We start from the raw sequence: 25988 nt of genomic DNA, 5'->3' as shown, positions 1-25988 counted from the left end.
TAGTACACTATATAAGTTGCCTGATACTGTCTATTCTATCAAACTTTCAATCAGCTTTGCTTTTTCTTGGGCTTTCTTTAAGTGCTCAACAGTGACTTTAGTATAGATTTGGGTTGTTGAAAGATTGGAGTGTCCTAAGATTTCTTGGATAACCCTTATGTCAATCCCGCTTTCAAGCATATGTGTTGCGAAGCTGTGTCTGAGCATATGCGGTGTAACTTTAATCCCAGCTTTTTTTCCGTATTTATCGAGGAGATACCATACGGTCTTTGGAGAGATTCTATCTTTTTTGCTCCTTCTTTCTTCAACGAGCAGGTATTCACTGTTGTCACTTCTCATTTTTAGGTAATCTTCAATCTCTTTTAAAAGAGCTTTTGGAATAGGTACGATTCTGTCTTTTGCCCCTTTTCCACCTCTGACGATGATTAGAGATTGATTAAAGTCAACATCTTCAATTTTCAGATTGCAGAGCTCGCTAACTCTAAGCCCTGAACCGTAGAGTAGTAATACAATAAGCCTATCTCTCTTCCTCGTTGGTGGAATTACACTCAAAAGTTTCTTTACTTCTTCTTTTGTCAGACTTTTTGGCAAACTTTTGGGGACTTTTGGAGACTTGAGTCTTTCTGCCTCTCCATCAAGTCCCTCAAATCTGAAATAAGCTTTTAATGCTTGAACAACCAGATTTAGGCTTTTATTGGAATATCCACTTTTCTTAAGCTTTGCTAAGAAACGAAGAGCAGAGCGAGCATTTAAATCATTTCCTTCTTCTAAGAACTTTCTCACATAATAGGAGTACATTCTAACTGTATTCTGGCTTTTGCCTTCCAATTCGAGATACATTTCAAATTCTTCAATGTCCATAGAGCATCACAAAAAAATATAGAGGACTAAAGCTCCTCTATTCTTTCCTCGAAGACCTCAGCTTCTTCAAGTTTTTCTTCTTCCTCCACTTTTTCAACTTCCTTTATTCCTTCCTCTTCTGGCTTCGAGATTGTCATGCTGAGGTATACAATCTTCAAAATCTCTTCAATAAGCTTTTCCTCTTCTGCGTAGATGTATCCTTGTCCAACGATTACTCTGCCTTGTAATCCAAGCTTTTCAACGGCTTTCCCTATGATTTCTTCGCTTGGAACTTCCTCTCCTGGAAAAATCTGCTTCCATGCATCTTCAATTTTTACCAAATTGCTTCTCCTGTCGAGCAGTATCTTTAGATTTTCATTTTCATCCTTTAATCTCTGGTATTCTTGCATGAGCTCTTCGTATTTCTGCTCAAGTTCTTGTAACTGATTTTCGAGGTTCTGTTTCTCTTGCTCAAGCATATCGTATTTTCCTTTTAAGTCGAGCAACTGATTTCTAAGAGCCATGTATTCTGGGAGAATTTGCAGACTCTTCAATCCTGCTCTAACGAGAGTATTTTTGAGCTCTTTTCTCACAAGCTCGACATCTATGTGCTCTAAGTCGTGCCCTAGTGGGATTTTCATTCTCTCAACGTGTCCTACCAATTCGCTGAGCTCTCTGAAAAGTCTGTCGGCAAGTTCTCTTCCAACTCTATCAGCATCAGTTGCTATTATCAGCAAATCTGCTCCAGCTGCTGCGCTTTTTGCGATCTCCAAGTTTGTCGTTGGAATTATTGAGGAAATTGTTATGTTGTATTCACTTCCCAAAGCAAGACCTTGCAGGGCTTTACTAACAACTTCAACGTCGCTCGCACCTTCAACTAAAATTCTAACATCTACAATTGTCATTCCAGACACCTCTTTACGCTTGGGGTGTTACCCCCTAAAGATTGTTAAACTCTATGGGCTTTAAAAATCCTCCTAAATCTCAACCTCAAGATTATTGTTCTCAAGAACGACATCTCCTGAGGGCAATAGAGCTATACTCAAGGCTTTTATCTCAACACCTTTAGCTTTCGCTTCTTTTAAAAGTCTTGCAATATCTGGATCACCTTTAACGTAGGGCTTAAACTTCTTAACATCTGGTAAAGCTCCAATAAAAATGATCATCGCTCTTTTACCTTTCTCTCGAAGTTTTATAAGCTCTCTAATGTGTCTCTGACCCCTTAAGCTTGGACAGTCTGGATACATTGCATAGTCTCTTTCTCTAAGCACAGCACTTTTCATTTCAACCCAGATTTCTTCTCCACCGCAATCTAGAAGGTAATCCAATCGGGAATCCCCAACTTTAACTTCTTTTTTCTTAATATAACAGTCCTTCAGCCATGGGATTAGTCCTAATTCAACAGCCCTCCCAAATGCTTTTGCTTGAGTTCTTGTATCAACTACTGCCCCCTTCGAATTTTTATCTTCAAAGGCAACTAAAATAAAGTCAGTTTTCCCTCCTTGTTTTGGAATACAGAAACATTTCTTGCCCTTAATCATGAACTCCTCTAAGCGTCCAGTGTTTGTTATAAGAGCTTTTTTGACTTCACCATTTATTCTGACCAATCCGACAAATCTGTTTATCCTCTCAATAAACTCTCCTTTAACGATAGGAAGCTTTAGGAGTATCATGGAGGATATCTAAACTCTTTCATTGATAAAGTTTTATGACCAAAAATCTTAAAGATACACGATGTGTAATAATTTCTAGAGATGATAAGGATGGAAGACATTGGTGTTCTAATGGAAAAGTGGAGAGAAGTTTATAAGGCAGAAGTTAACAGTAAAAAAGGCATAAAGAAGAAGTTAGGCTAACCCCTGAGAATTACTTCAATGTTATCCGTCCGTTTTTCATGAAGATTTCTCCTGAGGATAGAGAATACGTGAGGACATTTAGAATGGTGTCGTATGGTATGCTTGAATACAGTCCCTCTTTAAGAACTTTAATTCTCAGAGGTGCTGGATATAATTTGGCTAGGAGACTTATTGAAACCGGTGAAATCAAAGATATTGATGATCTACCGAAGGTGTTCCTAAATCAGAAAATTGGACTGTTGGATATAATCGATGAGTCCTTTAACAGAATGAAGGTTAACATTTATGAGTGTATGAGCTGCTACAAAGCTCCACTAATTGGGAGAACTTTATGTGACTTTGAAGCAGGTTTGATTCAAGGTGTTATGGAAAAACTTATTGGAAAGAACATAACACGAGAGCTATATTGCTGGGGACTTGGCAATTCCTTCTGTGGATTTGAAGTGATATTTGAGTGATGAATATGAGCATTTTAGCAGTTCAACCTTCAAGCAAATGCGATAGTAGTTGTCTGATATGCCCTTGGAAAGAGAAATTTGGCTGTGCAGGAGTTATGTTGCCTCTTGAAGCCCTAGAAAAGCTGAGATTCTATCTTGATGACTTCAAATTCAATGAGGGACTATTACTCTGTCCAAATCCTCTTCTTCATTCCAAAATCAATATTATTATTCATGAAATTAGGGAGCTATGTAGAAAAATCACCCTTTTCTTGCCAGTTTCGGTATCTAAAAATCTCCTTCACAGAACATCGCTGGAAAATGTTGATTTCATATCATTGGTTATTCCATCATATAGAGAGTTAAAGACTAATATCCAGACTGTAAAGATGCTCCTGTCTCAAGGAATAGACAACCTTGAGGCATATGTACTTCTTGATTCAAATTACGATTTTGTTAATGTTTTGTCAATTATTGATCTATGCAAAAGTTACGGGTTAAAAATAACAATAGGTCCCAAGTTCTATAATTCTCCCAATACAGATAAATTCATCGAAAAGGTGGCAAAGAAAGAAAACGTCGAAATTGGGCTCCATTATGGTAAGAAGTACTTTTACAATGCCATAAAAGTCTTCATAGAGAATTATCCAATCACAGTTTTGACATCTACGAGTGGAGAAAAGTGCAGAACTTTGTATCTCAGCCCTTATGGGAATTTTTCTAAATGTCCTCATTCAAGATTTGAAATAAATTATAGGAGAATAACACGAGAAGAACTTAGAAAGATGCTCTTTTCTCCTTGTGTTATAAGCCACAATACCATAGGATTATCTCCTCGTATTAATGTCTATTTTGTAGCAAAGGATGGTATTGAGATTCTAGGTGATATTTTGGAACTTTTGGAGCTTATATCTCAAGTTAACTCATTTAGGGCTGCATGTAAAGCTCTGGGAGTTTCTCCATCAACTTACTGGGAAAGAATCAAGAATTTAGAAGAAAAACTAGGAGTAGCACTGTTGATTTCTGTAAGAGGGGGAAGAAAAAAGGGCATAACAATCTTGACTGACTTTGCTAAGGAACTCTTGAGAGAATATAAGCATATTCGGGAAAAAGTTCTTGTTTCTCTATACGAATATAAATGATATCTTTTGTTCTATCAGCCGAACACGGCCTATTTATTAATCTTGTTTGTTTACTTTAATCTGGGTGGATAACAATGTCACTTCTTTCCATGAATACAGATTTAGAGAAACCAACGATTTACATCAACCCAGAAAAATGCACAGGTTGTCGTTCATGTGAAATAGCATGTGCTGTGGAACATTCAATGAGTAAAGACCTCTTTGGAGCAATCTTCGAAAAACCGACACCAAAGCCTAGAATAAAGGTTGTTGTTGCAGATTTCTTCAACGTTCCAATGAGATGCCAGCACTGTGAAGACGCACCATGTGAAAGAGTCTGTCCAACTGGTGCAATTAAAAAGAGCGAAGAGGGATTTGTTGTCTTGAATTCGAATAAGTGCATTGGTTGTCTAATGTGTGTCATGGCGTGTCCATTTGGACATCCCAAGTATGAACCAGAATACAAGGTTGTTCTTAAGTGTGACTTTTGTATTGATAGAGTAAGAGCAGGAAAGGAACCAGCGTGTGTCGAGGCATGTCCAACCAAGGCTTTGAAGTTTGGCACTTTGGAAGAACTTCTGGACGAAATCAGAAAAGATAGAGCAGAGCAGCTCATTTCTGGTTTAAAGATTCCGGGATTGATATACATGAAACCAGTTAGCGAAGAAAAGAAGGAAGAAGAGAAAGCTAGGTTAATGGATGTGTATATGGCTTATTCAGAAGTTAGATGGTATTAGGAGGTGCTTTTGATGGTTGAATATATCAAATATAAGGTTCCCTCAAAGCAAGTTTCCATAACCCCCGGTGTTGGGAAACTTGTTGAAAAAGCCGAAGAAGACGGAGTTAAAACTGCCTGGCATAGATTTTTAGAGCAGCAACCGCAGTGTGGATTTGGCCTCTTGGGTGTTTGTTGTAGGAACTGTACTATGGGACCATGTAGGATAGATCCATTCGGTGCTGGGCCTACTAAAGGTGTTTGTGGTGCAGATGCAGACACAATAGTGGCAAGGAACATTGTAAGAATGATAGCCGCTGGTGCTGCTGGTCACAGTGATCATTCAAGAGATGTGGTTCATGTGTTCAAGGGTGTTGCCGAGGGGAAGTTCAAAGATTACAAGCTAACTGATGTTGAAAAACTCAAGGAATTGGCAAAGATTCTAGGCGTAAAAACAGAGGGCAAGAGTGAAAATGAAATTGCACTAGAAGTTGCTCACATTCTTGAGATGGAGTTTGGAAAGCAGGATGAGGAACCTGTGCGATTGCTTATGGGAACAGCACCAAGCAAAAGAATTAAGGTCTGGAAGAAACTTGGAGTCTTACCAAGAGCAATCGATAGGGAAATCTGTTTGAGCATGCACAGAACCCACATCGGATGTGATGCAGACCCGGTTAGCCTTCTACTGCATGGTGTAAGGACTGCCCTGGCAGATGGCTGGTGTGGCTCAATGATGGCTACCTATCTGAGCGACATTCTCTTCGGAACACCAAAGCCAATAAAGTCACTGGCAAACTTGGGAGTCTTGAAGGAGGATATGGTTAACATAATTGTCCATGGTCATAATCCAATTCTCTCTATGAAAATAGCCGAAATTGCTCAGAGTGAAGAGATGCAGAAGCTGGCACAGCAGTACGGGGCAAAGGGAATCAACGTTGCTGGAATGTGCTGTACTGGAAATGAAGTTCTCTCGAGAATGGGAGTTCAGGTTGCTGGAAACTTCTTGATGCAAGAATTGGCGATTATAACAGGTGCAGTTGAGGCAGTGATAGTTGACTATCAGTGTTTAATGCCATCATTAGTCGACGTCGCATCATGTTACCACACTAAAATAATAACAACTGAACCAAAAGCTCGTATTCCAGGGGCAATACATATTGAATTCAAGCCAGAGAGAGCAGACGAGATAGCTAAGGAGATTATCAAGATTGCAATTGAAAACTACAAGAACAGAGTTCCAGCAAAGGTTTACATTCCAGAGCACAAAATGGAGTTGGTCGCCGGATTTAGCGTTGAGGCAATACTTGAAGCCCTTGGTGGAACATTAGAGCCTCTAATAAATGCTCTCAAGGATGGGACAATAAAGGGAATTGTTGGAATAGTTGGATGTAACAATCCTAGGGTCAAACAGAACTACGGTCACGTCACCTTGGCCAAGGAACTTATCAAGAGGGATATTCTGGTCGTGGGAACTGGCTGTTGGGGAATTGCTGCAGCAATGCATGGATTACTAACTCCTGAAGCAGCTGAAATGGCTGGTCCAGGATTAAAAGCGATATGTGAAGCACTTGGAATTCCACCATGTCTCCACATGGGAAGCTGTGTTGACTGTTCAAGAATCCTCTTGGTCCTGAGTGCTCTCGCCAATGCACTTGATGTTGACATTTCAGACTTACCGGTGGCGGGCTCTGCTCCAGAATGGATGAGCGAAAAGGCAGTAGCAATAGGAACTTACTTCGTTGCAAGCGGTGTCTTCACGCACTTGGGCGTTGTCCCACCAGTCCTTGGAAGCCAGAAAGTCACCAAACTACTCACGGATGACATAGAGGATCTCCTAGGAGGAAAGTTCTACGTTGAGCCAGATCCAGTGAAAGCAGCAGAGACAATATACAATGTAATAATTGAGAAGAGGAAGAAGCTTAAGTGGCCTGTTTGATTTTTCCCTTTTTAGTTTTTAGTTTTGAAAAAGCAATTATAGGAGAAGCGTGATTTAATCACTGGAGGTATTAAAATGAAGATACTTGTTGCTGGAAAGGGAGGGGTCGGAAAAACCACGATTTCAGCTTTATTGGCCCATATCTTAGCCGATAAGGGGTATAACATACTGGCTTTGGACACAGATTCGGTTCCAAATCTTGCTCAAAGTTTAGGAATTCCATTCGAAGAAGCTTTAGAAGTTGTCCCCCTTTCACGGAATGAAAAGCTTGCAGAGGAAAGAACTGGAGCAAAACCAGGAGAAGGATGGGGAGTTTTGTTCTCACTGACTCCAAAAGTCGATGATTTGGCTGAACAATATGGTATAAAAATAAAGCCAAACTTGAAGCTTGTAGTAGTTGGAAGCATAGAGCAGAGTAAAGAAGGTTGTCTATGTCCAGCGTTAGCTCTCGCAAGAGCATTTTTGCTGCATGTTTTGCTATCTGAAAAGGATATTGTTATTGTAGATAGCGAAGCTGGAGCGGAGGTTTTCGGAAGAGGATTGGCAGAAAAATTTGATGCTATGATCTGTGTGGCAGAACCAACGCTGAAATCTTTATTGATAGCGAGGAAGCTCATAGAAATGGGGAAGCAGCTCAACATACCACACATAATCCTTGTAATAAATAAAGTTCGCAATTCCATAAAGGCATCCCAGCTTTATGCAAAAGTCTTCTCAGATTCAACACCTTATCATCTCGTAAGCTTCGATGAGAGCGTAATCTATACGGATAATGAAGGAAAAGGTGTTGATGCAATTCCAAAGGATTCTGCGGTGTATAAAGACGTAGAAGCTCTTGCAAAAAGGATATTGAGTATAAAAAAGCGTTCAAAGGTGTTGTAAAATGTGTCAGTCAAAAGTCATAGTCCTTGAAGATGGAAAAGCAGAGGTCGTTATGACAGATGTGACCCTACTTGAGGTTAAAGATGGAAAAATCATTGTAAAGAATCTACTCGGTAAAGAGTTAGTTCTTGAGGGATATGAGATTGACTATATTGATTTCATCTCCCACAAGGTTTATTTGAGACTTTCTGTTTGATACTCATTTTTGTTCCATAATGTACGTTTTAACCAAAGGTTTAAAATGAATACATTAGGCAAAATATATAAACATAACTCCACAGAAAATTTCACAGATGTATGAGTTTCGTTTCATGAATAAAAATTTCACCCAATGTATTTCGGGCAATGTAGTGTGTAAATAGACACTTTGCTAAAATCAAGTCAAATTAAGAAAAATTTGGGTGAACAGCAATGGAAAGCCAGATGTTGTTAATACCTATTGGTATATTAATTATAGCGACACTGGTAGGGTTGTCAAAAGCAAAAATAGTTCTCAAGATAGTAAGTACACTATCAGCAATAGCATCAGTAGTGATGATATACATTGGAGTCTTAGGGTTTAGAACGACCCTTGAGCTTAAATACAGCTTGTTCAATTCATCCTCGCTTTTTGCGTCTCTCAACTGGTTAGTCTTTAGAGTTGATTCACTTTCGGCATTTTTCTTGCTGATACTGGGAATTTTAAGCCTCTGTGCGTCAGTTTATGGCATCAAATACATGGAGAAGTATTTTGACAAAGAGGACATGCGTGTTTACACTTTCAACTATCCAATTTTCCTGTTGACAATGTATCTTGTACTGATATGCTGGGATTTGATATGGTTTATAATCTTCTGGGAGCTTATGAGTCTATTTTCACAGTTCTTAGTTGCATTTGAACAGAGTGAAGAGAAAGCAGTAAAGGCAGCATTCAAGTACTTCTGCATGACAAAAGCTGGAGCTGAGTTTCTTGTATTGGCTGTTGTGTTAATAATTCTTAAAGTCACAAGCTTCAACGCTAACTATTCTGAGGTTGCCAAGATTTTACCAGCTTATCTCTCAGCTCATCCTGGAATGCTTTATGTCTTGACATTCGCATTGCTCATAGGATTTGGAGTTAAAGCAGCTATGGTACCATTCCACTCATGGCTTCCTGATGCTCACCCAGAGGCCCCGAGCAATGTTTCAGCCTTGCTGAGTGGTATTATGATTAAACTGCCGATATACATGTTGCTCAGGTTCTTCATTAGCTTCTTCCCATTAAAGCCAGAGATTGGGATTGTAATAGCCGTATTTGGAGTTCTGACACTATTTTTCAGCATAATGTATGCCCTGCTCCAGGAAGACTCAAAGCGTTTATTGGCTTTTTCAAGTATAGACAACATTGGATATATCCTTTTACCCATGGGAGCCGGAATTTACTTCCTTGCGAACGGAGATCAGCTCTTCGGAAGTATAGCTCTAGCTGCTGCACTCTTCCACACAATAAATCATGCCCTCTTCAAAGGACTTCTATTCCTTACGGCTGGTTCAGTGATGTATGAAACGGGGACAAGAGATTTGAATTATTTAGGAAGTTTAGCAAAGAAGATGCCCCTAACAGCTTTCGCTGCTTTAATAGGTTCACTTGCAATAGCTGGTATGCCACCTCTCAACGGATTTGTGGGCAAATGGATGATTTACATCTCGACACTTTCATCTCCGGCAACTTCGCTCTTTGGAATAATTGCGATTTTCATAAGTGCTGTGACCCTTGGAGCTTTCGTAAAATATTTCACGGCAATCTTTACAAAACCCGCAGTTAAGGACATTGATGCAAAGGAAGTTCCTGTCTTAATGTCTGCTCCTCAGCTTCTCTTAGCTTTGCTTTGTATAATATTTGGAATTTATCCCTTTATTCCGTTGAAAATGATATCACAAGCCTTAGACTCAATAGGTGTTCAAATTTCCTTGAGTTCTTTTGTAATTTATCCTTCCCTTGTTGTGCCAAAAACAGCCAGCTATTCGCCAATAATAATCTTTTCATTCTTGATGGTTTCAACATTAATAGCTCTGCTACTTATTCCATCGAGAGGCAGTGTAATACCAACTTGGAAGACCGGGAGAAGTGAAGACCTCAACATGAGCATGCCTGCTGACGCTTATTACAAAGACTTTACAGAGGCTTTCGGTGAGGTCTATACGTTAGGAAATGCTAGTAAACGATTTGTGCAGAAAGTTGTCAAGATTGGAAAGAAGTTTGGAATCCAGCTTGAGGTCTTATCTTATGATTTAGACTCAATGCTTTCCCTTGCAATGATTCTGATAGTGATTTTGGTGGCAATTCTGGGAGGTGTGAGCCTATGAACGTCATTTTCATAGCGATCAATTTAGCATTTGCCCTGCTTATCGCCCCAGTGATAGATGGTTTTGAGAGGAAAATCAGAGCACGTTTGCAGAACAGACAAGGACCATCAATACTCCAGACATGGTGGGATTTGATAAAGCTCTTCAAGAGACCCACAGTTGAACCCCAAGATTCCGTTGTATCTCTCTACAAGCTAGCTCCTTATGTAACTTTTACAGCTGTTTTGACGACTTATTTGATTATTCCTACACTCTTGCCCAGCTCAATAAATTTCGTTGGAGACTTTATAGTTGTGGTGTATCTCCTTGGCTTGGCAACTTTGAGCTTTGTCATCGGAGCGTTCTCCTCAGGGAATGCTTACGCCCAGATAGGTTCAAACAGAGAGGTTTCCCTCTTTATGAGTGAAGAACTGCTCTTAGCTTTCATTATAGGTACGATAGCAGTAATAGGTAAAAGTTTAAGCTTTGAACAGCTGTTCCCGTTGCCTTTGAGGATTTCATCAGCTCTTACATTAATTTTGCTTTTCATTGTGATATACGTTGCAAGTGCCAGATTACCCTTCGATATTGCCGAAGCTGAACCTGAGATTATTGAGGGACCTCTAATTGAATACAGTGGAAAGCATCTTGGTTTACTTGAGTATTCCATATTCCTAAAACGTCTCCTCCTTTACAGCTTGCTTTTGAACTTTATCCTTCCAGTTCAGACGACAGTAAGACTTGTTTACTACCTCATTGGTATAGTAATCCTTTCAGTTATTTATTCGACATTCGAGGCATACTATGGAAGATTTAGAATTGACCAAGCTGTCAAGCTGATGAAGAAGCTTTCTGCTGTGGCTTTAATTGTGTGGATTATAGCCTTGGTGGGGTGGTGATTATGCTACTTGAAATTTTGAAAAGAAATAATGCTAAAATCCTCAGGCATGACGAGAAAGTAATCTTAACCTTGGTTCCAAATGATAAGCTTAGACCCACTGCAGAGCTACTTTTCAAGGCGGGCTGTTATTATGCAACGGGGGTTGGCGTTGACGAGCGCTTATTGGGAGTAGGCTTTTCAATGTATCACATCTTTAACTGTGAGGCTGAAAAGAGGTACGTAATTCTCAAGGCAGTTGCAAGCAACTTAAGGATTCCTTCAATTACACCAGTTATAAGCGGTGCAAACTGGGCGGAAAGAGAAGCAATGGACATGGTTGGGATTTTCTTTGATGAGCATCCAGAACCACTGAGGCTTATTCTACCTGACGACTGGCCTGAAGGAATTCATCCATTGAGGAAGGAGTTCCACTACAATGAGAGGCCTCCAAAAGTTGAGTTCAAACCTCCAAAGAGGGAGAAAAAGCCTGGAGTTATGGAGGTTCCAGTGGGGCCCTATCATCCAACGCTTCACGAACCAGAAGTGTTTGAGCTTCATGTTAAGGGTGAAGAGATAGTCGGAGCAGTTTACAGGGGATTCCATACTCACAGAGGAATGGAAAAGCTGGCAGAGGAAAGGATGACTATAAACCAAATTCCATTCTTAGCTGAGAGAATTTGTGGAATTTGCGGCTACACACACAACTGTGCCTATGCTCAAGCCGTTGAAGATGCTGCTAAAATTGAAGTTCCAGAGAGAGCGCTCTACATAAGAACTATACTCCTTGAGCTTGAAAGACTGCACTCACATCTGCTCTGGTTTGGAGTTGCATTTCATCTGCTTGGTTTTGACTCTGGATTCATGCACACATGGCGTATAAGAGAGGCATTTATGGACTTGGCAGAACTCTTGACTGGAAACAGAAAAACCTATGGAATGAACCTCATCGGTGGAGTTAGGAGAGACATTGATGAAGAAAAGAAGAAAAAAGTGCTTGAGATTCTTGAAAAAACAAAGAAAGAAACAAAAGAAGTTCTTGATAATGCTTCTGGAATGAAGGAGCTTATAAGCAGGATGGAAGGAATAGGAGTTCTGCCAAAGAAGGAGGGAAGAGAAATAGGTGTAGTTGGACCAGTTGCAAGAGCTTCTGGTATTGATACCGATGTAAGGAGAGACCATCCATATGCTGCTTATGGAGACTTGGACTTTAAAGTGCCTGTCTATAAAGATGGAGATGTTCTCGCAAGATTTTTGGTTAGATATGAGGAGACATTTGAAAGCTTCTGGCTAATTGAGCAGGCTTTAGATCAACTACCACCGGGAGACATTCTAAACGAAGATTATGAACTCCCAGAATATGCCATCGGTATTGGGGTGACAGAAGCTCCGAGAGGGGAAGATGTACACTTTGTAATTACTGAAGGAGGCAACAAAGTTTACAGATGGCGTCCAAGAGCACCAACATACAACAACCTGCCTGCAGTTCCTATAATGCTCATGGGAGAAAAATTGGCAGATGCACCAATAATCATAGCCTCAATAGACCCGTGCTTCTCGTGTACAGATCACATGGTTATTGTTGATGGAGAGAAAGTTTGTAGATGCTCTTTGGATGATTATCTCGGGAGGCTGTGAGCGATGGGGAGGTTTAAGCTTATCGCCAAGTCTATAAGTATTGGGAGAGTAACGGAGAAGTATCCTTTTGTCCCACTTGAAGTTCCAGAGGGCTTTAGAGGAAAACCTGTAATCGATCCAGAGAAATGCATTGGATGTACATCATGCTCAAATGCTTGTCCTCCTCAAGCACTGCAAGTTTATGATGACTTAGAAAAGGGAGTCAGGGTAGTTCATCTTTTCATAGGGAGATGTATCTTCTGTGCCCGCTGTCAAGATGTGTGTCCCACCGGAGCAATAAAGCTCACAAAGGAATTTGAGCTGGCAACTCTTTCTGAAGAGGATTTGCATCAGTTTGTTGAACTTCAAATGGTTCGCTGTGAAGAATGCGGCAGGCCATTTGACACCTTTAGGCATTTGCTTTACTCAGCAAAGGAACTTCAACCTTGGGAAAGGGAGATGATGTTCTTGTGCCCAGAATGCAGGGCTAGGAGAATTTCTGAGCAGTTGATTTTTGCAAAAGGTGGTGGGGGATATGTTTGAGAAGAGTTTATGGGTTTTTCATTTAAACAGTGGGAGCTGTAATGGGTGTGATATTGAAATACTCAATATATTTGCTCCCAAGCAAGACGTTGAAAGATTTGGAATTAAGCTCGTTGGTTCACCAAGACATGCTGATGCAATAGCTTTTACAGGTCCAGTCACAAGGGAGTGCTTGCCAAAGGTCATTGAGGCATTGAAGGCAGTTCCAGAGCCGAAGATAGTCTTAGCTATCGGCTCATGTGCCTGTGGTGGCGGGATATGGTATGATACCTATGCAGTGATTGGCGGCGTGAAAGAGCTCTACAAAATCCTCAAGGAGGAATACGGTATTGAACCGCCGACTACAATTTACATTCCAGGCTGTCCTCCTAAGCCCGAAGCTATTATTTACGCTGTAGCGATGGCAAGAGGCTTAGTAAAGCAGAAGCAGAAAAGAGAAATTTACATCGAAGAACTCGACGAGAAGACAGAGAGGGATATAGTTGAAATTCTTTTTGGAGAAGCAAAGGAGACAAGACACTTTGTTCCCAACATCATAGTTAAGACAGATGGAGGGGAAATCAATGAGCCTTGAAAGTCAGTTTTTTCTTTTAATGAAATTTGTTATTCCGCTTTACCTTTTAGCATTCATCATTTATGCAATCAGGGCATTTAAGGGTCCAGCGATAGTGGATATAATCCTAGCAGTTGACTGTATGTCTTTTGATATTGCAGCATTCATGGCAATTCTTGCAGTTTACTTCAAGTCAGCATTCCTAATTAGTGCAGCAATAACTCTGGCATTGTGGGCTTACTTGTTGGACATTTACATTGCTAAACATTTGGTCAGCAAGGAGGTGGGCGCATGAACGAAATCCTCTTTTACATTGGAGCAATCATGATAGTCATTGGTGGGATTTGCGACTTGTTTGGGGCGTTAGGGTTGCTTAAATTCCCGAACTTTTACATTCGCTTACACGCTGCTACGGTAGGAACTATTGGAGGAGCAGTAGTGCCGTTATTCGGCGTTGGCTTTCTTGCGTTAGGCTCTGATTTTCTGCCAAACAAGTATGCCATTGCTGGTGCAAGCTTTGTTACTGGAGTTATAGTTCTTCTAGCGGCTCCAGCAGGAGCACATGCCTTAGCATACGCTGCCCACAAGGCTAAGCTTGTCACGTGGGAGCCTAAGGTGGATCACTTGGCAGAGGTGAGGGAGAATGATTGAAATCCACTTGCTAATGCTCCTCATCACAGTAATCATTGGACTAATATTTTCTTATCTCGCAATCATTGAAAAAGACTTGCTCAAGGCCATCGGTTTTTCAGCAGTCCAAGCAATAGCTTATTCAATAGCCTTCTACATCCTAATGGCTCCTGATATAGTCCTAGCATACGTTGCCATTGCTGTTGGAATTTATACAGCATTGCTTGTGTTTGTAGTAAGTAAAACAACCCGCTACGAGGTGGTTTAAATGAGGAAACTCATCCCGCTTGCAATCATCTTAATCACGATCTTCGCGTTAGCCTACTACATTACCCCAAAAATCACACCACAAACCCAAGTCAGACCTCTTGGCGAATTCTACTTGGAGAACAGTTATTTTGGTGATTATTCGGCAAAGAGTCCTGAGGTTGTGACTTCAATTCTATGGGATTATCGTGGTGTTGATACTCTCTTTGAGACTTCAGTGTTCTTCCTTGCAATCATTGGTAGTTTAACACTCTTCAGATTAAACAAGAAGCAAGAAAAAGAGGCTAAACAGAAGACGGAGGAATTCAGTGGTGGGTTAACTCTCGTCATAAAGTCGGTGACGAAAATCATTGTTGCAATGATTCTTGCTGTTTCAGCTTCAATAGCATTACACGGTCACCTCACACCTGGTGGTGGTTTCCAGGGCGGTTCAGCACTGGCAGTAGCACCTCTCCTCATAATTGCGGCTTACTCAAAGTATGCCTTGGAGGAAAGTGGTTTAGACAAAACAAGAGCATTAATCCTGCGTTCCATTGGTCTCTTAGGAATTGCTCTCGTAGCGTTAGTCCCCTTGCTTAATGACGGCTTCATTATGCAGAATCAACCAGTCTTCCCAGCAGAACTTGGAGGACAATTAGTGGGTGGTTCACTAATTTACTATAACTTCTTCGAGTTCCTCGCAGTTGGTGCTGGATTCACGGCAGTGTTTTTACTGCTAGCAATTCCCGAAAGTGTGTTCAAGAAATTCTTGAGGAGGGTTGAGAATGAATGAAGTGATAACATTCATCTGGGCAGTCATTATACTATCTCTACTCACAACAATAGTGATAAGCCTCTATGGAATTGCAAGAAGACCTAACTTGGTGAAAAAACTCATTGCACTAACAATCTTCGGCGATACAGCAAATCTGATTGTAGTTTTGCTGGGTTACAGATTGATTTACCCAGTCGCTCCACCCATTTTGCCATCACTTTCAAAGGACGCTTTGAAGCCGTTCCTTTCAATGGCAGTCGATCCTCTGCCGCAAGCTTTGGTAATTACGGCAGTCGTCATTGGAATGGCCGTTAACGTTCTCATAGCCTTCTCAATAGTCCAAATTTATCGCTTGTACGGGACCGTTGACACCAGAGAATTAGGTGAAAAGATTCCAGCAATTTTAAGGGGTGAGAGTCAATGAGAGGTGTAATTCCAACTGCATTGCTAGCATTTATAACCTACATTCTCTTCACGGGTTCAACTAAGCCATTTGATTTAGTTACTGGATTAATTGTAGCAATCGGTGTTGGCTTGTTAGTTGGCAAGTATTTAGTTAAGGAGGATGCTAAGGCGTTAAATCCAGTCAGGTGGCTTTGGGCTGTAATTTACTTCATCTGGTACATGATTGTCGCAGAAACAAAAGCACATCTGGATGTGATGATTAGAACAATCACGGGCAAGTATGAGCCTGGGATTGTTAAAGTGCCAATTGATGTGAAGACAGATTATGCGAAAACCCTCGTGGCAAACTCAATCACTAACACTCCAGGAACAGTTGTTGTAGACTTGGATGATGAGTATATGTATGTGAATTGGATTAATGTCACAACAGAAGAACCAGAGAAGGCAAAGAAGGAAATTTGCGAAGATTTTGAGAAGTATGCTAAGAAAATCTTTGAATGAGGTGGTGAAAAATGAACGTTGTTGGCTTGACCCCAATCATTCCAATCCTCTTCGCATTTGCACTACCATTATTCTCAATCATAATCAAAGGAAACAGAAAAATCGTCCAAACTTATGCTCTAATTGGAACAGGTTTGACTTTAATCAGCTCTATCAAACTCTTTCAGGTAACTTATGCTTCAGACAAGCCTCTAATTTACACTTTTGGCAAGTGGGTTGCTCCAATTGGAATTGTGTATGAGGTTGACAAATTAGGGGCTTTAATAGCCTTAGTTACTGCCGCACTAATGTTCCTCATTACGATTTACTCTTATAGATATTTAGAGCACGAGGAAGGTTTAGAGTGGTACTATACACTTTACTTGGGCTTAGAAGCAGGTTTGCTTGGTGTATTGCTTACAGGTGATGCCTTTAATCTTTTTGTTATGATTGAAGTTACGAGCATTGCAGCTTATGCTTTAGTAATGTTCTATCGCGACAGGGGTGATTCAGTGACTGCAGGATTAAAATACGCTCTCATTGGTGCCATTGGTACTACAATGTACTTCTTAGCGTTGGGAGTGTTTTACGGAGCTTTTGGTACTGTGAATTTTGCTGATTTGTCAGCAAAGGTTCACGGTATTCAATTCCCGGTCACTGGCAGTCCAGTTGGGAATATTGTCATTGCCTCTGGTGTTGCTTTGGCTTTGGCTACGTGGGCTTTCCTTATTAAAGCGGCAATTGTGCCGAATCACTTCTGGCTTCCTGAAGCTCACCCAGCAGCTCCAAGCCCAATTTCAGCAGTGCTCTCTGGTTTGGTCGTAAACGTTGGTGTTTATGCCTTGATTAGGTTCCTATACACGGTTTACGGTGGTCAGTTAACGCCAGAGCTTGCTCATGTAGTCAGTATGTTAAGCACGATTGTAATAGTTTTGGGAGCAATCTCTGCACTCTTTGGTGCTTTGATGATGAATGTTCAAAAAGACGTTAAGAAGCTCATTGCATATTCAACAATTATGCATATGGGTTATCTGTTCATGGCTGTTGGGCTTGGCACTCAGCTTGGACTTCAGGCGGCATTATTCCACATTATCAATCACTCGATTGCTAAGGCATTACTCTTCCTTGCGGCTGGAGTCTTCATTCATGCTGTTGGTTCTAGAAACGTGGAGGATTTAGCTGGACTTGGAAGAAGAATGCCAATTGCAACATTCAGCCTTGCAATTGCAACATTAAGCTTGGTTGGAATTCCACCACTCAACGTATTCTTCAGTAAATTGTTGCTCTTTAATGCTTTCCTTGATATGAGTTTAGTTTTAGCGTTAGTTCTCGTCATCAGCTCAGCAACTGCCTTAATTGCTTACATGCGCGTATTCTACGTCATCTGGCTAGGAAAACCAAAAGAAAACTTGGAAATCAAAGAGCCAATGAGCATGAGCTTAGTTTGTCTGCTGCTGGCATTAATCTGCCTTGCAACTGGACTAATGGCACCAGTCGTCATAGATAAGCTCATAACTCCTGCAGCGACACAGACAATAGACTACAATAGCTATGTAAATGCAATTTTGAACCTTGCTTCAAAAGTTCTTCACTGATTTTATCCTCTTTCTTCAAATTTTGTTGCATAGAACATCCAGCTTCCAAGGAATATTATCAAGTAGAGCCCACAAAACAGTAAACCTTCAAAGAAAGCTCCAAGAGTGTCATTGAGATCGTGTTTTACAAGATCTTTGTCAAGTATCGTGTTTCTTGCTGTATATCCTGCAAATATCAAAGATGATAACGCTATAGTCTTGAAATATGTAGAATAACGAAGCTTAAGGGATTTCAACACAAATAACCCAGCAAGAAATGTCAACACAACAATCCAGAAGATTGAAAAGCTTATAAATATAATGGAACTCTTTATCTTCTCACTACAAAACAGTAAAAGCTTAGCATTCATAGGAACCCAGATAATTAATAAAAACGCACCAAACAGTTCTCTCTTGTCCATATTTTAACCTTTGAGCTTAAATTATAAAGCTTTATTGACTCTGGTGACCTAAAACCTTAAATATCTCTGCTGAGACCATTAAGATGGACATCTAAACGGAGGCGATAGAAATGGTTGACTATGAACTTTTGAAGAAAATAGTTGAAGCTCCAGGTGTTTCTGGATATGAATTTCTTGGTGTTAGAGACGTCGTTATCGAGGCCTTTAAACCATACGTTGATGAAATAAAGGTTGATAAACTTGGCAACGTTATAGCCCATAAAAAAGGCGATGGCCCAAAGGTCATGCTTGCAGCACATATGGATCAAATTGGTTTGATGGTAACCCATATTGAAAAGAATGGATTTCTGAGGGTTGCACCTATAGGTGGCATAGATCCAAGAACTTTAATTGCCCAGCGCTTCAAGGTCTGGGTTGACAAGGATAAGTTCATCTACGGTGTTGGCGGTTCAGTTCCTCCGCACATCCAGAAGCCAGAGGACAGGAAGAAAGCTCCAGATTGGGATCAGGTTTTCATTGACATCGGTGCTGAGAGCAAGGAAGAGGCAGAAGAAATGGGCGTTAGAATAGGCACAATCATTACATGGGACGGCCGCTTGGAGAGATTAGGAAAGCACAGACTTGTGAGCATTGCATTTGACGACAGAATTGCCGTCTATACTTTAGTTGAAACTGCAAGAAAGCTCAGCGAGACCAATGCAGATATTTACTTTGTTGCCACAGTCCAAGAAGAGGTGGGTTTGAGAGGTGCAAGGATAAGTGCTTTTGGCATTGACCCAGATTACGGCTTTGCAATTGATGTTACCATTGCAGCTGACGTTCCAGGAACTCCAGAGCACAAGCAGGTTACACAGCTCGGAAAAGGAACAGCAATCAAGATAATGGACCGTTCAGTTATCTGCCACCCAACAATTGTCAGATGGATGGAGGAGCTTGCTAAGAAGTATGAAATCCCATATCAGTGGGACATTCTCCTCGGTGGAGGAACAGATGCAGGGGCAATTCACCTCAATAAAGCTGGTGTTCCAACAGGTGCAATAAGCGTTCCTTCAAGATACATTCACTCAAATGCAGAAGTTGTTGATGAGAGGGACGTTGATGCAAGCGTTGAGCTGATGGTTAAAGTTCTTGAGCATATTCACGAGCTCAAGATTTGATTTCTTTCTCTTTTTCTTCTTCTGGAACTTCCTGTGGAGCGGAAGTTTCTTTTGGAACTTCTTTTAGGGTTTCCTTCTCTATCTTCTCCCATCTGTAAAGGAAGTACGCTAAACCTGCAAGAATCCCTGCAACCATGAATGGGAGCTTTGGAGGTAAGGACAATCCGCGGTGCCACTTATAGAGGAGGAAGTTCTGGTAAAAGAACAGATACGCCAGCCATCCAAGAATTAACGCTTCAATGCCACTCTCAATGAGTTTTTTATCTTTTTCTTCCATTTTAGCCCCCTCTTTTAATCTCTGTGAGAAAAGTTAAAAAGAAGCATTAATAACTTTTTTGATGAGTCAAGATGAGCGATTACTTCCCCTATAAATCACTGCGTCCAAATCAAGAGGAGTTCATTAGGTTAGTTGATGAGGCAGTTAGAAAAGGAGAGAATTTAGTAATTGAAGCTCCAACTGGTTTTGGAAAAACAATAAGCGTTCTTGCTGGAGTGTTACCTTATGCCTTGAGCATGGGTTTTAAGGTTGTTTATCTAGCCAGAACTCATAAACAGATGGATAGGGTTATAGAGGAACTCAAGGAGATAAATAAGATAAACCCCGTTAGCGGTGTAGAGTTTAGAAGCAGAAAAGAGCTCTGCCTCCACTCTTACATTCAAAACTTTGCTCCTGATGCTTACAATGCCATGATTGTGTGTAAAAACCTCAAAAAGCTCCACAAGTGTGACTACTTTGAGAACGTTAAGAAAAAGAAAGATGAATTTAACGAGATTGTTGAATACTTCAGAAATTCCCCTTCCCAGCCAATTGAGATTCTCCAGTACTCCCAGCTCTTAGAGCTTTGTCCTTATGAAGTTACAAGGAAAGTAGGAGAAAAGGCGAATGTGATTGTTGCGAGCTACCTCTACATGCTCAATCCAATTATTAGAGAGGCCTTCATTGAGAGTTTAGGAGTTGATTATGAGGATTTGATAGTAATTTTTGATGAAGCTCACAACTTACCAAATCAAGCTATTGACGTTTTAAGCGATAAGATAACCCTTAACAGCATAACCAGGGCGATAAAAGAGGCTGAAGAGTATAACGAGCATGAGATTGCAAACTTTTTGGGCATCTTCTTAAAAGGGCTGGAGAATCTCTACAATGAGCGTTTAAAGGATAGGGAAGTTGAGGAAGCTCCCGTTCTTCCAGAAAGCATATTTGCTCATGTTTTTAATATTCTTAATATCAGTGAGAGACTTTTAGTCAGGATTTTGAGAGAGATGGTTGAGGTAGGAGATGCAATTAGAGAAGATAAAATTGAGAAGAACAAGCCTCCACGTTCTTATGTTGGAAGAGTCGGGGAATTTCTGTTGAACTGGCTTTCTGTAATTGGTAGGGAGGATTATCTCTTTATAATGAGCAAGGATAAGGGTTTTTCCCTTGAATTGGTCGCTTTAGACCCTTCTAGGGCTTTGGATTTCATAAACGATGTGCAATCGGCTATTTTCATGTCCGGAACGCTGACACCTCTTGAGGCTTTTAAAGACATTATGGGAATTGAGAATGCAAAGCTTAAAAAGTTCCCGAGGATGGTTAAGAAAGAGAATGCTCTTGTCTTAGTCGCTAAGGACGTCTCGACGAGAGGAGAGGGAAGGAATTTAGAGTTATACAGAAAAATGGCTGAATACATTGTTGAAGCGGCAAAGCTCATTCCCAAGAATGTTGGTGTTTTTACGGCTTCATATGAAGTCCTTCAAGGTCTCTTATCCGCCAACGTTCATTTGAGAATTGAGGAAGAGGTTGGCAAAAAGGTTTTCATTGAGAAGAAGAATGCAAGCTCTAAGGGGAATGACATTTTGGTTAGAGCATTTAAAGAGGAGGCAAAAAGAGAGGGTGGAGTTTTGTTAGGGGTTATGGGTGGTAGGAACAGTGAAGGACAGGATTATTCGGGAGATGAAATGAACGGTGTTGTTCTGGTCGGAATCCCATATGCAAGGCCTACTCCGAGAGTTCAAGCTCAAATAAGGTATTTTGAAAAGAAGTTCCCAAGAAAGGGAAGATACTACGGTTATTATCTGCCGGCTCACAGAAAGCTTGTTCAAGCGGCTGGAAGAGTTCATAGAAGTGCCGAAGAGAAAGGAGCAATAATTATTCTGGACTACCGCGTTCTTTGGAGCTCGATACGAAAAGATTTACCCGATTGGATGAACGAAACTATAAAACCCGTTAATCTGCCGAGAATGAAGCTCTATTTAAGAAGGTTTTACAGAAATTTGGAAGAAGAGAAAAACTGAGTATGATGGACGTTTAGTCTGAAAATCTAACTTCAAACCAGTCTTCAGCTTTCAGTATTTTCTCCCTCCAGTAGGGAAGCGTTATCTTTGAATATTCTAGGTTTGGATTGTATGTAATCACAACTTTATACTTACCTTTCCATGGGAAGTACCAATCTTTCACTCCACCTCGTCCAGGTTTTGCATCCCATGAAAATTCGTAAATATTAGCAATCTCCTCCCCAGGTTGAAGAATCTTGAGGTTTTCATTTGTTAAGGGCAGGAAGGAAGGTCTTGGACCAGCGTATTTAATTCGAGTTCCATTCTCAAAGTAAACTGCAATATGTAAGCTTGCCATCCACACAGGGCTTACTACTCTAACAGAGGTATTACCAATATTCCTCAGCCTAACAGCTATATTAAAGCTTTCATTTGGTGTCAAAACTTTTGGAGAAACCCTAACGGAAAGAGACAAATTCCCTTTAGAGAGGGGGTCAATATGCAACGTTGTTTTGTTGTAATCTCCTTGTTTTTCTTTTAGCTCTGCAGTGTTATTAAAAAAACAGAGTGAGGAATGCAAGAAATAAAATGGAGACAAGGAAAAAAGAGACTATTATTTGCTTTTTCATAACTTAGCCCCCTATCTATATTGGGAAATTATTGGAGCAGTTTCACTGTTCTTCTAATGTTATCATGAGTTGCATCTCCATGATAGTATCTGTTTGAGAACTCAAAAACTTTCTCAGAGTCTGCTCAGCAGCCTCTTTGTTTCCTCGAACTTCTTAAGGGGAACTCTATCATAGCCTTCAAGCGACGGCATCAGGGCAAGGGTTTTCACCAGAGCATCGTGGAGGCTTTCAAAGCTCCCATCTTTGATGGCTTGATAAAGGTGCGCCTCAACCGTAAGGAACCGCGATGCCACAGCATGAGCGTAATCGAAGAGAAAGCTCTCAGCGTCCCCCGTAAGCTTTAAGGAATTTCTTAGCCCTGAACGGAAGCATCAAGCCATCGAGCAGTGCCTCTATCTCATCCTCCGAGAGATAGGCTTTCAGGTATCCTTTAAGTTCTTCAGCCTTTCTCTCCGCTTCTTCCTCGCTCAGGTTGCCCTCCATGAGCAGAGTCGCAAAGTCCTCAACCTTTCTTCTTGGAGACTCCCTCCTGAAGAGACCTACCTTTTTACTTTCTGGAATCTTCTCAACCATCGGTTGGAGTTCAGCTTCAAGCACCCCTATATATTCAGGGTCTTTCATAAGGGCTAAGAGCCTGGCGAGCTGTTTAACTTCTTTTTGTAGCTGCTCTGGAATTTCTTTGACCCACGGCGCAAGCAGCGGAATGCGCTCAAGTATCTCAGATAGCAGAGTTTCAATTTCCCTACCGCTCTCTGGGAGCCCCCTGATTGCAATGGATTCGAAAGCGCTGAAAGCCAATCTTCCCGCAGTGGCAAAGCTGAGAGCCTTTTCAAAGCCTTTCACCGCTGCAGCTCCGTCCTTTATCTTCTGGGGGAGGTTTGCCCAGTACTTCGGCACGGGCGGTGCTGTTATCCCCTTCTTTTTCATTTCTTCCATTGCCTTAAGGGTTGCCTTCGCCAGTTCTGGATAGCGTTCGAACATCTGTACAAGGCTTATCGTGCCGAACTTCTCGCTCCACTTCCTCGACAGCTCCTCCGGCGTGTAAATGCCTTGGAGCATGTAGTATATTTCCCTGATGGTGTGCTTGCTCTTCATGGCCTTTTCCAACGCCTTTGCCAGTGCGGGGTCTTTCTTCTTGCTTATCTGCCTGAACTCTTCCAGAGCGGCGAGCACCTTTGCCACGGGCTCCACGTGCTCTAATGTGGTCCCCTCTTCCTCCGCCGCCCATTTTATCATCGCCGCCACTGCTTTCGAATTCTTTGTTCCCAATATCTTCCTGAGCTTATCAGATGCCTTCACTACTGGCTTCCCGTTCTCCTCACCAACTTCAATGAGCTCATTCTTCACCAGCCACGAGAATATTTTCGACTTCCTCTCCTCCACGTCTCCCGTTTCCAGTTTTATGTCCACTCCCAGGTTCTTGAGGGTTTTCAGCGCCACTTCCTGGAGCGGAGGAGTGGTTTCTTTGATGATCTTCGTTCCTGCTGGCGGAGTGGGGAGCTGTGCCGTCCCCCTCTTCATAATTTCGGTGATTTTTTGCTGTGTTTCTTCAGGACGTCCCTTAGTACTACCTCATACCAGTAGTCTCCTAAGCCCTTATCTTTGACGCCCCAGCTCCTATCTTCTCGAGTTTGTTTTAATATTCTTTCACGATGTTTGAGTATAGATTCTTTATCTGGAAATATCTCGTATACGATCTCTGATAGCTCCTTTGCCAGATCAACGACGTCTCTTTTCGAGAATTCTGGAATTAAGCCTTCTTTAACGAGTTCCTCAACCTTCTTTTCTATTTCGTCTATTTCGTCGGGTCTTGAAACCCTGTGGCTCAACCTCTTTGGAAGTTCGACTGATAATGCACGGTATGCGTCTTCTATGTCTAGATGATGCTTCATCGCTGTTAGTGCGGTCAGCAGACGGTAGAACAGGGAGAGTTTTGGATACTCCCATGCTGGCACCTGCTCAGCATGCTTCCCATATCCTTCTATCCAGATCCCGAACCCCTTGCTGCGGTCTCCGCTTGACTCTATTTGAACGGCGTATTTCTGGATTTCAGTTTCCTCAGCTTCTGGATACAACGTCTTGACGATTTTTCGAAACAATTCGTAGTCATCGTGGAAATGGTGTAGATGCTCTCCTAGTGTATCGTGGTATTTTTTCCTCTTTCGTCTTTCTGCGAATGTGTCCGCTTTCAATTCCGCCAATTTCCCGATCGTATGGCCCATACATTGTGTTTCACCTTTGAGGATGTGTTGTTGACGACTTATCAGTACTCACTTCTCACTTATTTTGGTGTTTCTCCTAAAATACGTTTTCCCGGCGAAAACCTTAACGGTTTGTCAAGGCTGACAAAGGAGAATGAGGAGAGCCAAAGTCCTCCAAGTCCCAGACATGAAAGCCATCTTCCCTTAGTTTTTCTTTCCTCTCAACGTTTTTAGCAATCAGTCCGTAATGGTGCTTCCACCCCTCCAGCCCTACAAGTTCAGTCTTCTTTTCAAGGTCTTTCAAAATCCCTTTTGCTTCTCTCTCGCTCAAATCCTTCCACTTGACTTCCACAAACAGCGCCTTCCTCTCCCGCTCGTTGAGAGCAACGATATCAATCTCCTCACTCTTATGCCACCACCTTCCAATCTTAGTGAACTTGAACGGTAACTTTCCAGCCTTGTTCAATTCGACCAGAAACTGCTTTGCTACTCTCTCAAAAACCGAGCCAAGGTAGTGGTTGTATTCCCCTAAAAAGTCCTCCCAGAAGTCAAGGCTTTCGAGCTCAATTTCGTTCCGGTATTTTTCAATGAACCTAAAGTAGAAGGTCATGTAGCTGTCGGCTATCCTGTATCTGGTGTGCTTTGTTTTTGGAGGTGCCGTCACAGGAATCTCTCTCCTGAGGAAGCCAAGCCTTTCAAGAACCTCAACGTACTTGAAGAGGTTCGAGCGGGGGATGCCCGTGTAGGTGCTTATCTCGTTGAAGCGCGTCTTTCCTTCAGCTATTGCTTTCAGGATAAGCTTGTAAACCCTTGGCTCTCTCAGCTCACTCGAAAGCAGAAAATCCGCTTCAGCATAAAGAAAGCCTCTTTTGCTGAAAGCCACGCTTTTAACATCTTCAAAGCGTCTGAACAGAAGGAGATATGCTGGAATCCCGCCGGTTATTCCGTAAATCTTCAGGGCCTCTTCAACGTCAGTCCCTAAGAGCTTCCAGGAATTGAAAAAGTCTAATGGGTCGAGCTTTATTTGGCCATCCCTCCGTCCGTAAAGGGGGCTTTTTTGGCTCAGGACGTGCTCTTCCATCATTCCTACACTTGAGCCTACCAAGATTAAATGAAGCCGTGAATTTCTAACGACTTCATCAACAATATACTGAAACTCACTGAGAACTTTTTTATCTGAGTGAATGAGATAGGGAAACTCGTCTATAACGACTATAAGCTTCCCCTTCTCAGCAAGGTATCTGAAAACGTCCGAAAAGCTTGAGAATGATGAGGGGTTCAGAAAAGGCGAGGGGAACTTTTCAAGAACTACGCTGGCAAACTCCCTGAGATTGTCCATGTAGGTGCTGTTTCGAGCGAGGTAGTAAAGAGAAGGCTTGTCCTTTATAAACTCCTTAATTAGGCGGGTTTTTCCAACTCTTCGCCTTCCGTACACCGGCAGGAATGCATTCTCCCTCTTCCAAAGCTCCTCCATAAATGATAGTTCTGACTCCCGGTTAACAAAAGTTATTGTCATAGTATAATACTCAAGC

Annotated in this window: 30 protein-coding genes; 20 read left to right on the top strand and 10 right to left on the bottom strand. The window is 41.5% G+C overall.

What is annotated here, in order from left to right; genetic code table 11:
• Positions 1-30 precede the first annotated feature (30 nt).
• From xerA to sfsA, 3 genes are all read right to left on the bottom strand, one after another.
• Complete coding sequence (xerA, locus tag TES1_RS06395) at positions 31-861, bottom strand: site-specific tyrosine recombinase/integron integrase (RefSeq protein WP_042681207.1); 831 nt, start codon at positions 859-861, stop codon at positions 31-33.
• A gap of 26 nt (positions 862-887) precedes the next feature.
• Positions 888-1745 (bottom strand): toprim domain-containing protein, encoded by an 858-nt coding sequence (locus TES1_RS06390; RefSeq protein ID WP_042681205.1) that lies wholly within the window; start codon positions 1743-1745, stop codon positions 888-890.
• Between the two features lie 72 nt (positions 1746-1817).
• On the bottom strand, positions 1818-2513 hold the full coding sequence (sfsA, locus tag TES1_RS06385; RefSeq protein WP_042681203.1) for a DNA/RNA nuclease SfsA: 696 nt from the start codon (positions 2511-2513) through the stop codon (positions 1818-1820).
• Positions 2514-2734: 221 nt separating this feature from the next.
• On the opposite strand from sfsA, the gene TES1_RS06380 reads away from it, so the two are divergent.
• The 18 genes from TES1_RS06380 to TES1_RS06295 all read left to right on the top strand — a co-directional run bounded on the left by TES1_RS06380 (position 2735) and on the right by TES1_RS06295 (position 17812).
• A complete protein-coding gene (locus TES1_RS06380) occupies positions 2735-3154 on the top strand; it encodes a V4R domain-containing protein (RefSeq protein ID WP_084340030.1) in 420 nt (139 codons plus the stop codon).
• The gene (locus TES1_RS06375; RefSeq protein WP_042681202.1) at positions 3154-4275 is read left to right on the top strand and encodes a winged helix-turn-helix domain-containing protein; all 1122 of its coding nucleotides are present in this window, start codon (positions 3154-3156) and stop codon (positions 4273-4275) included. Before TES1_RS06380 ends, TES1_RS06375 begins: the two co-directional genes overlap by 1 nt.
• A 74-nt stretch (positions 4276-4349) precedes the next feature.
• Positions 4350-4991, top strand: coding sequence for a 4Fe-4S dicluster domain-containing protein (locus tag TES1_RS06370; RefSeq protein ID WP_051408184.1), 642 nt, complete (start codon positions 4350-4352; stop codon positions 4989-4991).
• Positions 4992-5003: 12 nt separating this feature from the next.
• Positions 5004-6905: an anaerobic carbon-monoxide dehydrogenase catalytic subunit gene (gene cooS / locus TES1_RS06365; protein ID WP_173391292.1), complete on the top strand. Its 1902-nt coding sequence runs from the start codon at positions 5004-5006 to the stop codon at positions 6903-6905.
• Between the two features lie 75 nt (positions 6906-6980).
• Positions 6981-7787 (top strand): ATP-binding protein, encoded by an 807-nt coding sequence (locus tag TES1_RS06360; RefSeq protein WP_042681200.1) that lies wholly within the window; start codon positions 6981-6983, stop codon positions 7785-7787.
• 1 nt (position 7788) lies between these two features.
• A complete protein-coding gene (locus TES1_RS06355; protein ID WP_042681198.1) occupies positions 7789-7983 on the top strand; it encodes a CooT family nickel-binding protein in 195 nt (64 codons plus the stop codon).
• A gap of 215 nt (positions 7984-8198) precedes the next feature.
• A complete protein-coding gene (locus tag TES1_RS06350; RefSeq protein WP_042681196.1) occupies positions 8199-10112 on the top strand; it encodes a proton-conducting transporter transmembrane domain-containing protein in 1914 nt (637 codons plus the stop codon).
• Positions 10109-10990 (top strand): respiratory chain complex I subunit 1 family protein, encoded by an 882-nt coding sequence (locus tag TES1_RS06345; RefSeq protein WP_042681194.1) that lies wholly within the window; start codon positions 10109-10111, stop codon positions 10988-10990. The genes TES1_RS06350 and TES1_RS06345 overlap by 4 nt, the downstream gene beginning before the upstream one ends.
• 2 nt (positions 10991-10992) lie before the next feature.
• Entirely contained in the window at positions 10993-12606 is a 1614-nt protein-coding gene (locus tag TES1_RS06340; RefSeq protein WP_042681192.1) for a hydrogenase large subunit, read from the top strand.
• Between the two features lie 3 nt (positions 12607-12609).
• Positions 12610-13128, top strand: coding sequence for a 4Fe-4S dicluster domain-containing protein (locus tag TES1_RS06335; protein ID WP_042681190.1), 519 nt, complete (start codon positions 12610-12612; stop codon positions 13126-13128).
• Positions 13121-13702, top strand: a complete 582-nt coding sequence (locus TES1_RS06330; RefSeq protein WP_042681188.1) for an NADH-quinone oxidoreductase subunit B family protein — start codon at positions 13121-13123, stop codon at positions 13700-13702. The genes TES1_RS06335 and TES1_RS06330 overlap by 8 nt, the downstream gene beginning before the upstream one ends.
• The gene (locus TES1_RS06325) at positions 13692-13976 is read left to right on the top strand and encodes a monovalent cation/H+ antiporter complex subunit F (protein WP_042681186.1); all 285 of its coding nucleotides are present in this window, start codon (positions 13692-13694) and stop codon (positions 13974-13976) included. Before TES1_RS06330 ends, TES1_RS06325 begins: the two co-directional genes overlap by 11 nt.
• Entirely contained in the window at positions 13973-14332 is a 360-nt protein-coding gene (mnhG, locus tag TES1_RS06320) for a monovalent cation/H(+) antiporter subunit G (protein ID WP_042681184.1), read from the top strand. The genes TES1_RS06325 and mnhG overlap by 4 nt, the downstream gene beginning before the upstream one ends.
• Positions 14325-14579 (top strand): hydrogenase subunit MbhD domain-containing protein, encoded by a 255-nt coding sequence (locus TES1_RS06315; RefSeq protein ID WP_042681183.1) that lies wholly within the window; start codon positions 14325-14327, stop codon positions 14577-14579. The genes mnhG and TES1_RS06315 overlap by 8 nt, the downstream gene beginning before the upstream one ends.
• Complete coding sequence (locus TES1_RS06310) at positions 14580-15350, top strand: MnhB domain-containing protein (RefSeq protein ID WP_042681182.1); 771 nt, start codon at positions 14580-14582, stop codon at positions 15348-15350.
• Positions 15343-15756, top strand: a complete 414-nt coding sequence (locus TES1_RS06305; RefSeq protein ID WP_042681181.1) for a sodium:proton antiporter — start codon at positions 15343-15345, stop codon at positions 15754-15756. Before TES1_RS06310 ends, TES1_RS06305 begins: the two co-directional genes overlap by 8 nt.
• A complete protein-coding gene (locus tag TES1_RS06300) occupies positions 15753-16238 on the top strand; it encodes a Na+/H+ antiporter subunit E (protein WP_042681179.1) in 486 nt (161 codons plus the stop codon). Before TES1_RS06305 ends, TES1_RS06300 begins: the two co-directional genes overlap by 4 nt.
• Positions 16239-16249: 11 nt before the next feature.
• Positions 16250-17812 (top strand): proton-conducting transporter transmembrane domain-containing protein, encoded by a 1563-nt coding sequence (locus TES1_RS06295; RefSeq protein WP_042681178.1) that lies wholly within the window; start codon positions 16250-16252, stop codon positions 17810-17812.
• A gap of 2 nt (positions 17813-17814) precedes the next feature.
• On the opposite strand, the gene TES1_RS06290 is transcribed toward TES1_RS06295, so the two are convergent.
• Positions 17815-18213, bottom strand: a complete 399-nt coding sequence (locus TES1_RS06290; RefSeq protein WP_042681176.1) for a hypothetical protein — start codon at positions 18211-18213, stop codon at positions 17815-17817.
• Between the two features lie 110 nt (positions 18214-18323).
• On the opposite strand from TES1_RS06290, the gene TES1_RS06285 reads away from it, so the two are divergent.
• Positions 18324-19370, top strand: coding sequence for a M42 family metallopeptidase (locus TES1_RS06285; RefSeq protein ID WP_042681175.1), 1047 nt, complete (start codon positions 18324-18326; stop codon positions 19368-19370).
• Here the strand turns inward: TES1_RS06285 and TES1_RS06280 are convergent.
• The gene (locus TES1_RS06280; RefSeq protein WP_042681174.1) at positions 19360-19647 is read right to left on the bottom strand and encodes a hypothetical protein; all 288 of its coding nucleotides are present in this window, start codon (positions 19645-19647) and stop codon (positions 19360-19362) included. The genes TES1_RS06285 and TES1_RS06280 overlap by 11 nt on opposite strands.
• A gap of 71 nt (positions 19648-19718) precedes the next feature.
• Here TES1_RS06280 and TES1_RS06275 point away from each other — a divergent pair, with 71 nt between their 5' ends.
• A complete protein-coding gene (locus TES1_RS06275) occupies positions 19719-21647 on the top strand; it encodes a helicase C-terminal domain-containing protein (RefSeq protein WP_042681172.1) in 1929 nt (642 codons plus the stop codon).
• 13 nt (positions 21648-21660) lie between these two features.
• Here TES1_RS06275 and TES1_RS06270 read toward each other — a convergent pair whose 3' ends face one another.
• The 5 genes from TES1_RS06270 to TES1_RS06250 form a co-directional block, all read right to left on the bottom strand.
• Positions 21661-22131, bottom strand: a complete 471-nt coding sequence (locus TES1_RS06270) for a hypothetical protein (RefSeq protein WP_042681171.1) — start codon at positions 22129-22131, stop codon at positions 21661-21663.
• 237 nt (positions 22132-22368) lie between these two features.
• Complete coding sequence (locus TES1_RS06265) at positions 22369-22548, bottom strand: hypothetical protein (RefSeq protein WP_042681169.1); 180 nt, start codon at positions 22546-22548, stop codon at positions 22369-22371.
• Between the two features lie 28 nt (positions 22549-22576).
• Entirely contained in the window at positions 22577-23776 is a 1200-nt protein-coding gene (locus TES1_RS06260; protein WP_042681168.1) for a hypothetical protein, read from the bottom strand.
• Complete coding sequence (locus tag TES1_RS06255) at positions 23773-24477, bottom strand: hypothetical protein (RefSeq protein WP_042681166.1); 705 nt, start codon at positions 24475-24477, stop codon at positions 23773-23775. Before TES1_RS06255 ends, TES1_RS06260 begins: the two co-directional genes overlap by 4 nt.
• A 103-nt stretch (positions 24478-24580) precedes the next feature.
• Positions 24581-25972, bottom strand: coding sequence for an ATP-binding protein (locus TES1_RS06250; protein WP_042681165.1), 1392 nt, complete (start codon positions 25970-25972; stop codon positions 24581-24583).
• Between the last annotated feature and the right edge of the window lie 16 nt (positions 25973-25988).

Source organism: Thermococcus paralvinellae (assembly GCF_000517445.1).
Classification (GTDB): Archaea; Methanobacteriota_B; Thermococci; order Thermococcales; family Thermococcaceae; genus Thermococcus_B; species Thermococcus_B paralvinellae.
The sequence above is the reverse complement of the archived record's forward strand: the minus strand, read 5'-3'. Positions and strand labels throughout refer to the sequence as shown.

Bases quoted from the DNA above. Each gene is read 5' to 3' on its own strand.
- xerA (WP_042681207.1), bottom strand. From the start codon at position 861: ATGGACATTGAAGAATTTGAAATGTATCTCGAATTGGAAGGCAAAAGC.
- TES1_RS06390 (WP_042681205.1), bottom strand. From the start codon at position 1,745: ATGACAATTGTAGATGTTAGAATTTTAGTTGAAGGTGCGAGCGACGTT.
- sfsA (WP_042681203.1), bottom strand. From the start codon at position 2,513: ATGATACTCCTAAAGCTTCCTATCGTTAAAGGAGAGTTTATTGAGAGG.
- TES1_RS06380 (WP_084340030.1), top strand. From the start codon at position 2,735: ATGAAGATTTCTCCTGAGGATAGAGAATACGTGAGGACATTTAGAATG.
- TES1_RS06375 (WP_042681202.1), top strand. From the start codon at position 3,154: ATGAATATGAGCATTTTAGCAGTTCAACCTTCAAGCAAATGCGATAGT.
- TES1_RS06370 (WP_051408184.1), top strand. From the start codon at position 4,350: ATGTCACTTCTTTCCATGAATACAGATTTAGAGAAACCAACGATTTAC.
- cooS (WP_173391292.1), top strand. From the start codon at position 5,004: ATGGTTGAATATATCAAATATAAGGTTCCCTCAAAGCAAGTTTCCATA.
- TES1_RS06360 (WP_042681200.1), top strand. From the start codon at position 6,981: ATGAAGATACTTGTTGCTGGAAAGGGAGGGGTCGGAAAAACCACGATT.
- TES1_RS06355 (WP_042681198.1), top strand. From the start codon at position 7,789: ATGTGTCAGTCAAAAGTCATAGTCCTTGAAGATGGAAAAGCAGAGGTC.
- TES1_RS06350 (WP_042681196.1), top strand. From the start codon at position 8,199: ATGGAAAGCCAGATGTTGTTAATACCTATTGGTATATTAATTATAGCG.
- TES1_RS06345 (WP_042681194.1), top strand. From the start codon at position 10,109: ATGAACGTCATTTTCATAGCGATCAATTTAGCATTTGCCCTGCTTATC.
- TES1_RS06340 (WP_042681192.1), top strand. From the start codon at position 10,993: ATGCTACTTGAAATTTTGAAAAGAAATAATGCTAAAATCCTCAGGCAT.
- TES1_RS06335 (WP_042681190.1), top strand. From the start codon at position 12,610: ATGGGGAGGTTTAAGCTTATCGCCAAGTCTATAAGTATTGGGAGAGTA.
- TES1_RS06330 (WP_042681188.1), top strand. From the start codon at position 13,121: ATGTTTGAGAAGAGTTTATGGGTTTTTCATTTAAACAGTGGGAGCTGT.
- TES1_RS06325 (WP_042681186.1), top strand. From the start codon at position 13,692: ATGAGCCTTGAAAGTCAGTTTTTTCTTTTAATGAAATTTGTTATTCCG.
- mnhG (WP_042681184.1), top strand. From the start codon at position 13,973: ATGAACGAAATCCTCTTTTACATTGGAGCAATCATGATAGTCATTGGT.
- TES1_RS06315 (WP_042681183.1), top strand. From the start codon at position 14,325: ATGATTGAAATCCACTTGCTAATGCTCCTCATCACAGTAATCATTGGA.
- TES1_RS06310 (WP_042681182.1), top strand. From the start codon at position 14,580: ATGAGGAAACTCATCCCGCTTGCAATCATCTTAATCACGATCTTCGCG.
- TES1_RS06305 (WP_042681181.1), top strand. From the start codon at position 15,343: ATGAATGAAGTGATAACATTCATCTGGGCAGTCATTATACTATCTCTA.
- TES1_RS06300 (WP_042681179.1), top strand. From the start codon at position 15,753: ATGAGAGGTGTAATTCCAACTGCATTGCTAGCATTTATAACCTACATT.
- TES1_RS06295 (WP_042681178.1), top strand. From the start codon at position 16,250: ATGAACGTTGTTGGCTTGACCCCAATCATTCCAATCCTCTTCGCATTT.
- TES1_RS06290 (WP_042681176.1), bottom strand. From the start codon at position 18,213: ATGGACAAGAGAGAACTGTTTGGTGCGTTTTTATTAATTATCTGGGTT.
- TES1_RS06285 (WP_042681175.1), top strand. From the start codon at position 18,324: ATGGTTGACTATGAACTTTTGAAGAAAATAGTTGAAGCTCCAGGTGTT.
- TES1_RS06280 (WP_042681174.1), bottom strand. From the start codon at position 19,647: ATGGAAGAAAAAGATAAAAAACTCATTGAGAGTGGCATTGAAGCGTTA.
- TES1_RS06275 (WP_042681172.1), top strand. From the start codon at position 19,719: ATGAGCGATTACTTCCCCTATAAATCACTGCGTCCAAATCAAGAGGAG.
- TES1_RS06260 (WP_042681168.1), bottom strand. From the start codon at position 23,776: ATGAAGAGGGGGACGGCACAGCTCCCCACTCCGCCAGCAGGAACGAAG.
- TES1_RS06255 (WP_042681166.1), bottom strand. From the start codon at position 24,477: ATGGGCCATACGATCGGGAAATTGGCGGAATTGAAAGCGGACACATTC.
- TES1_RS06250 (WP_042681165.1), bottom strand. From the start codon at position 25,972: ATGACAATAACTTTTGTTAACCGGGAGTCAGAACTATCATTTATGGAG.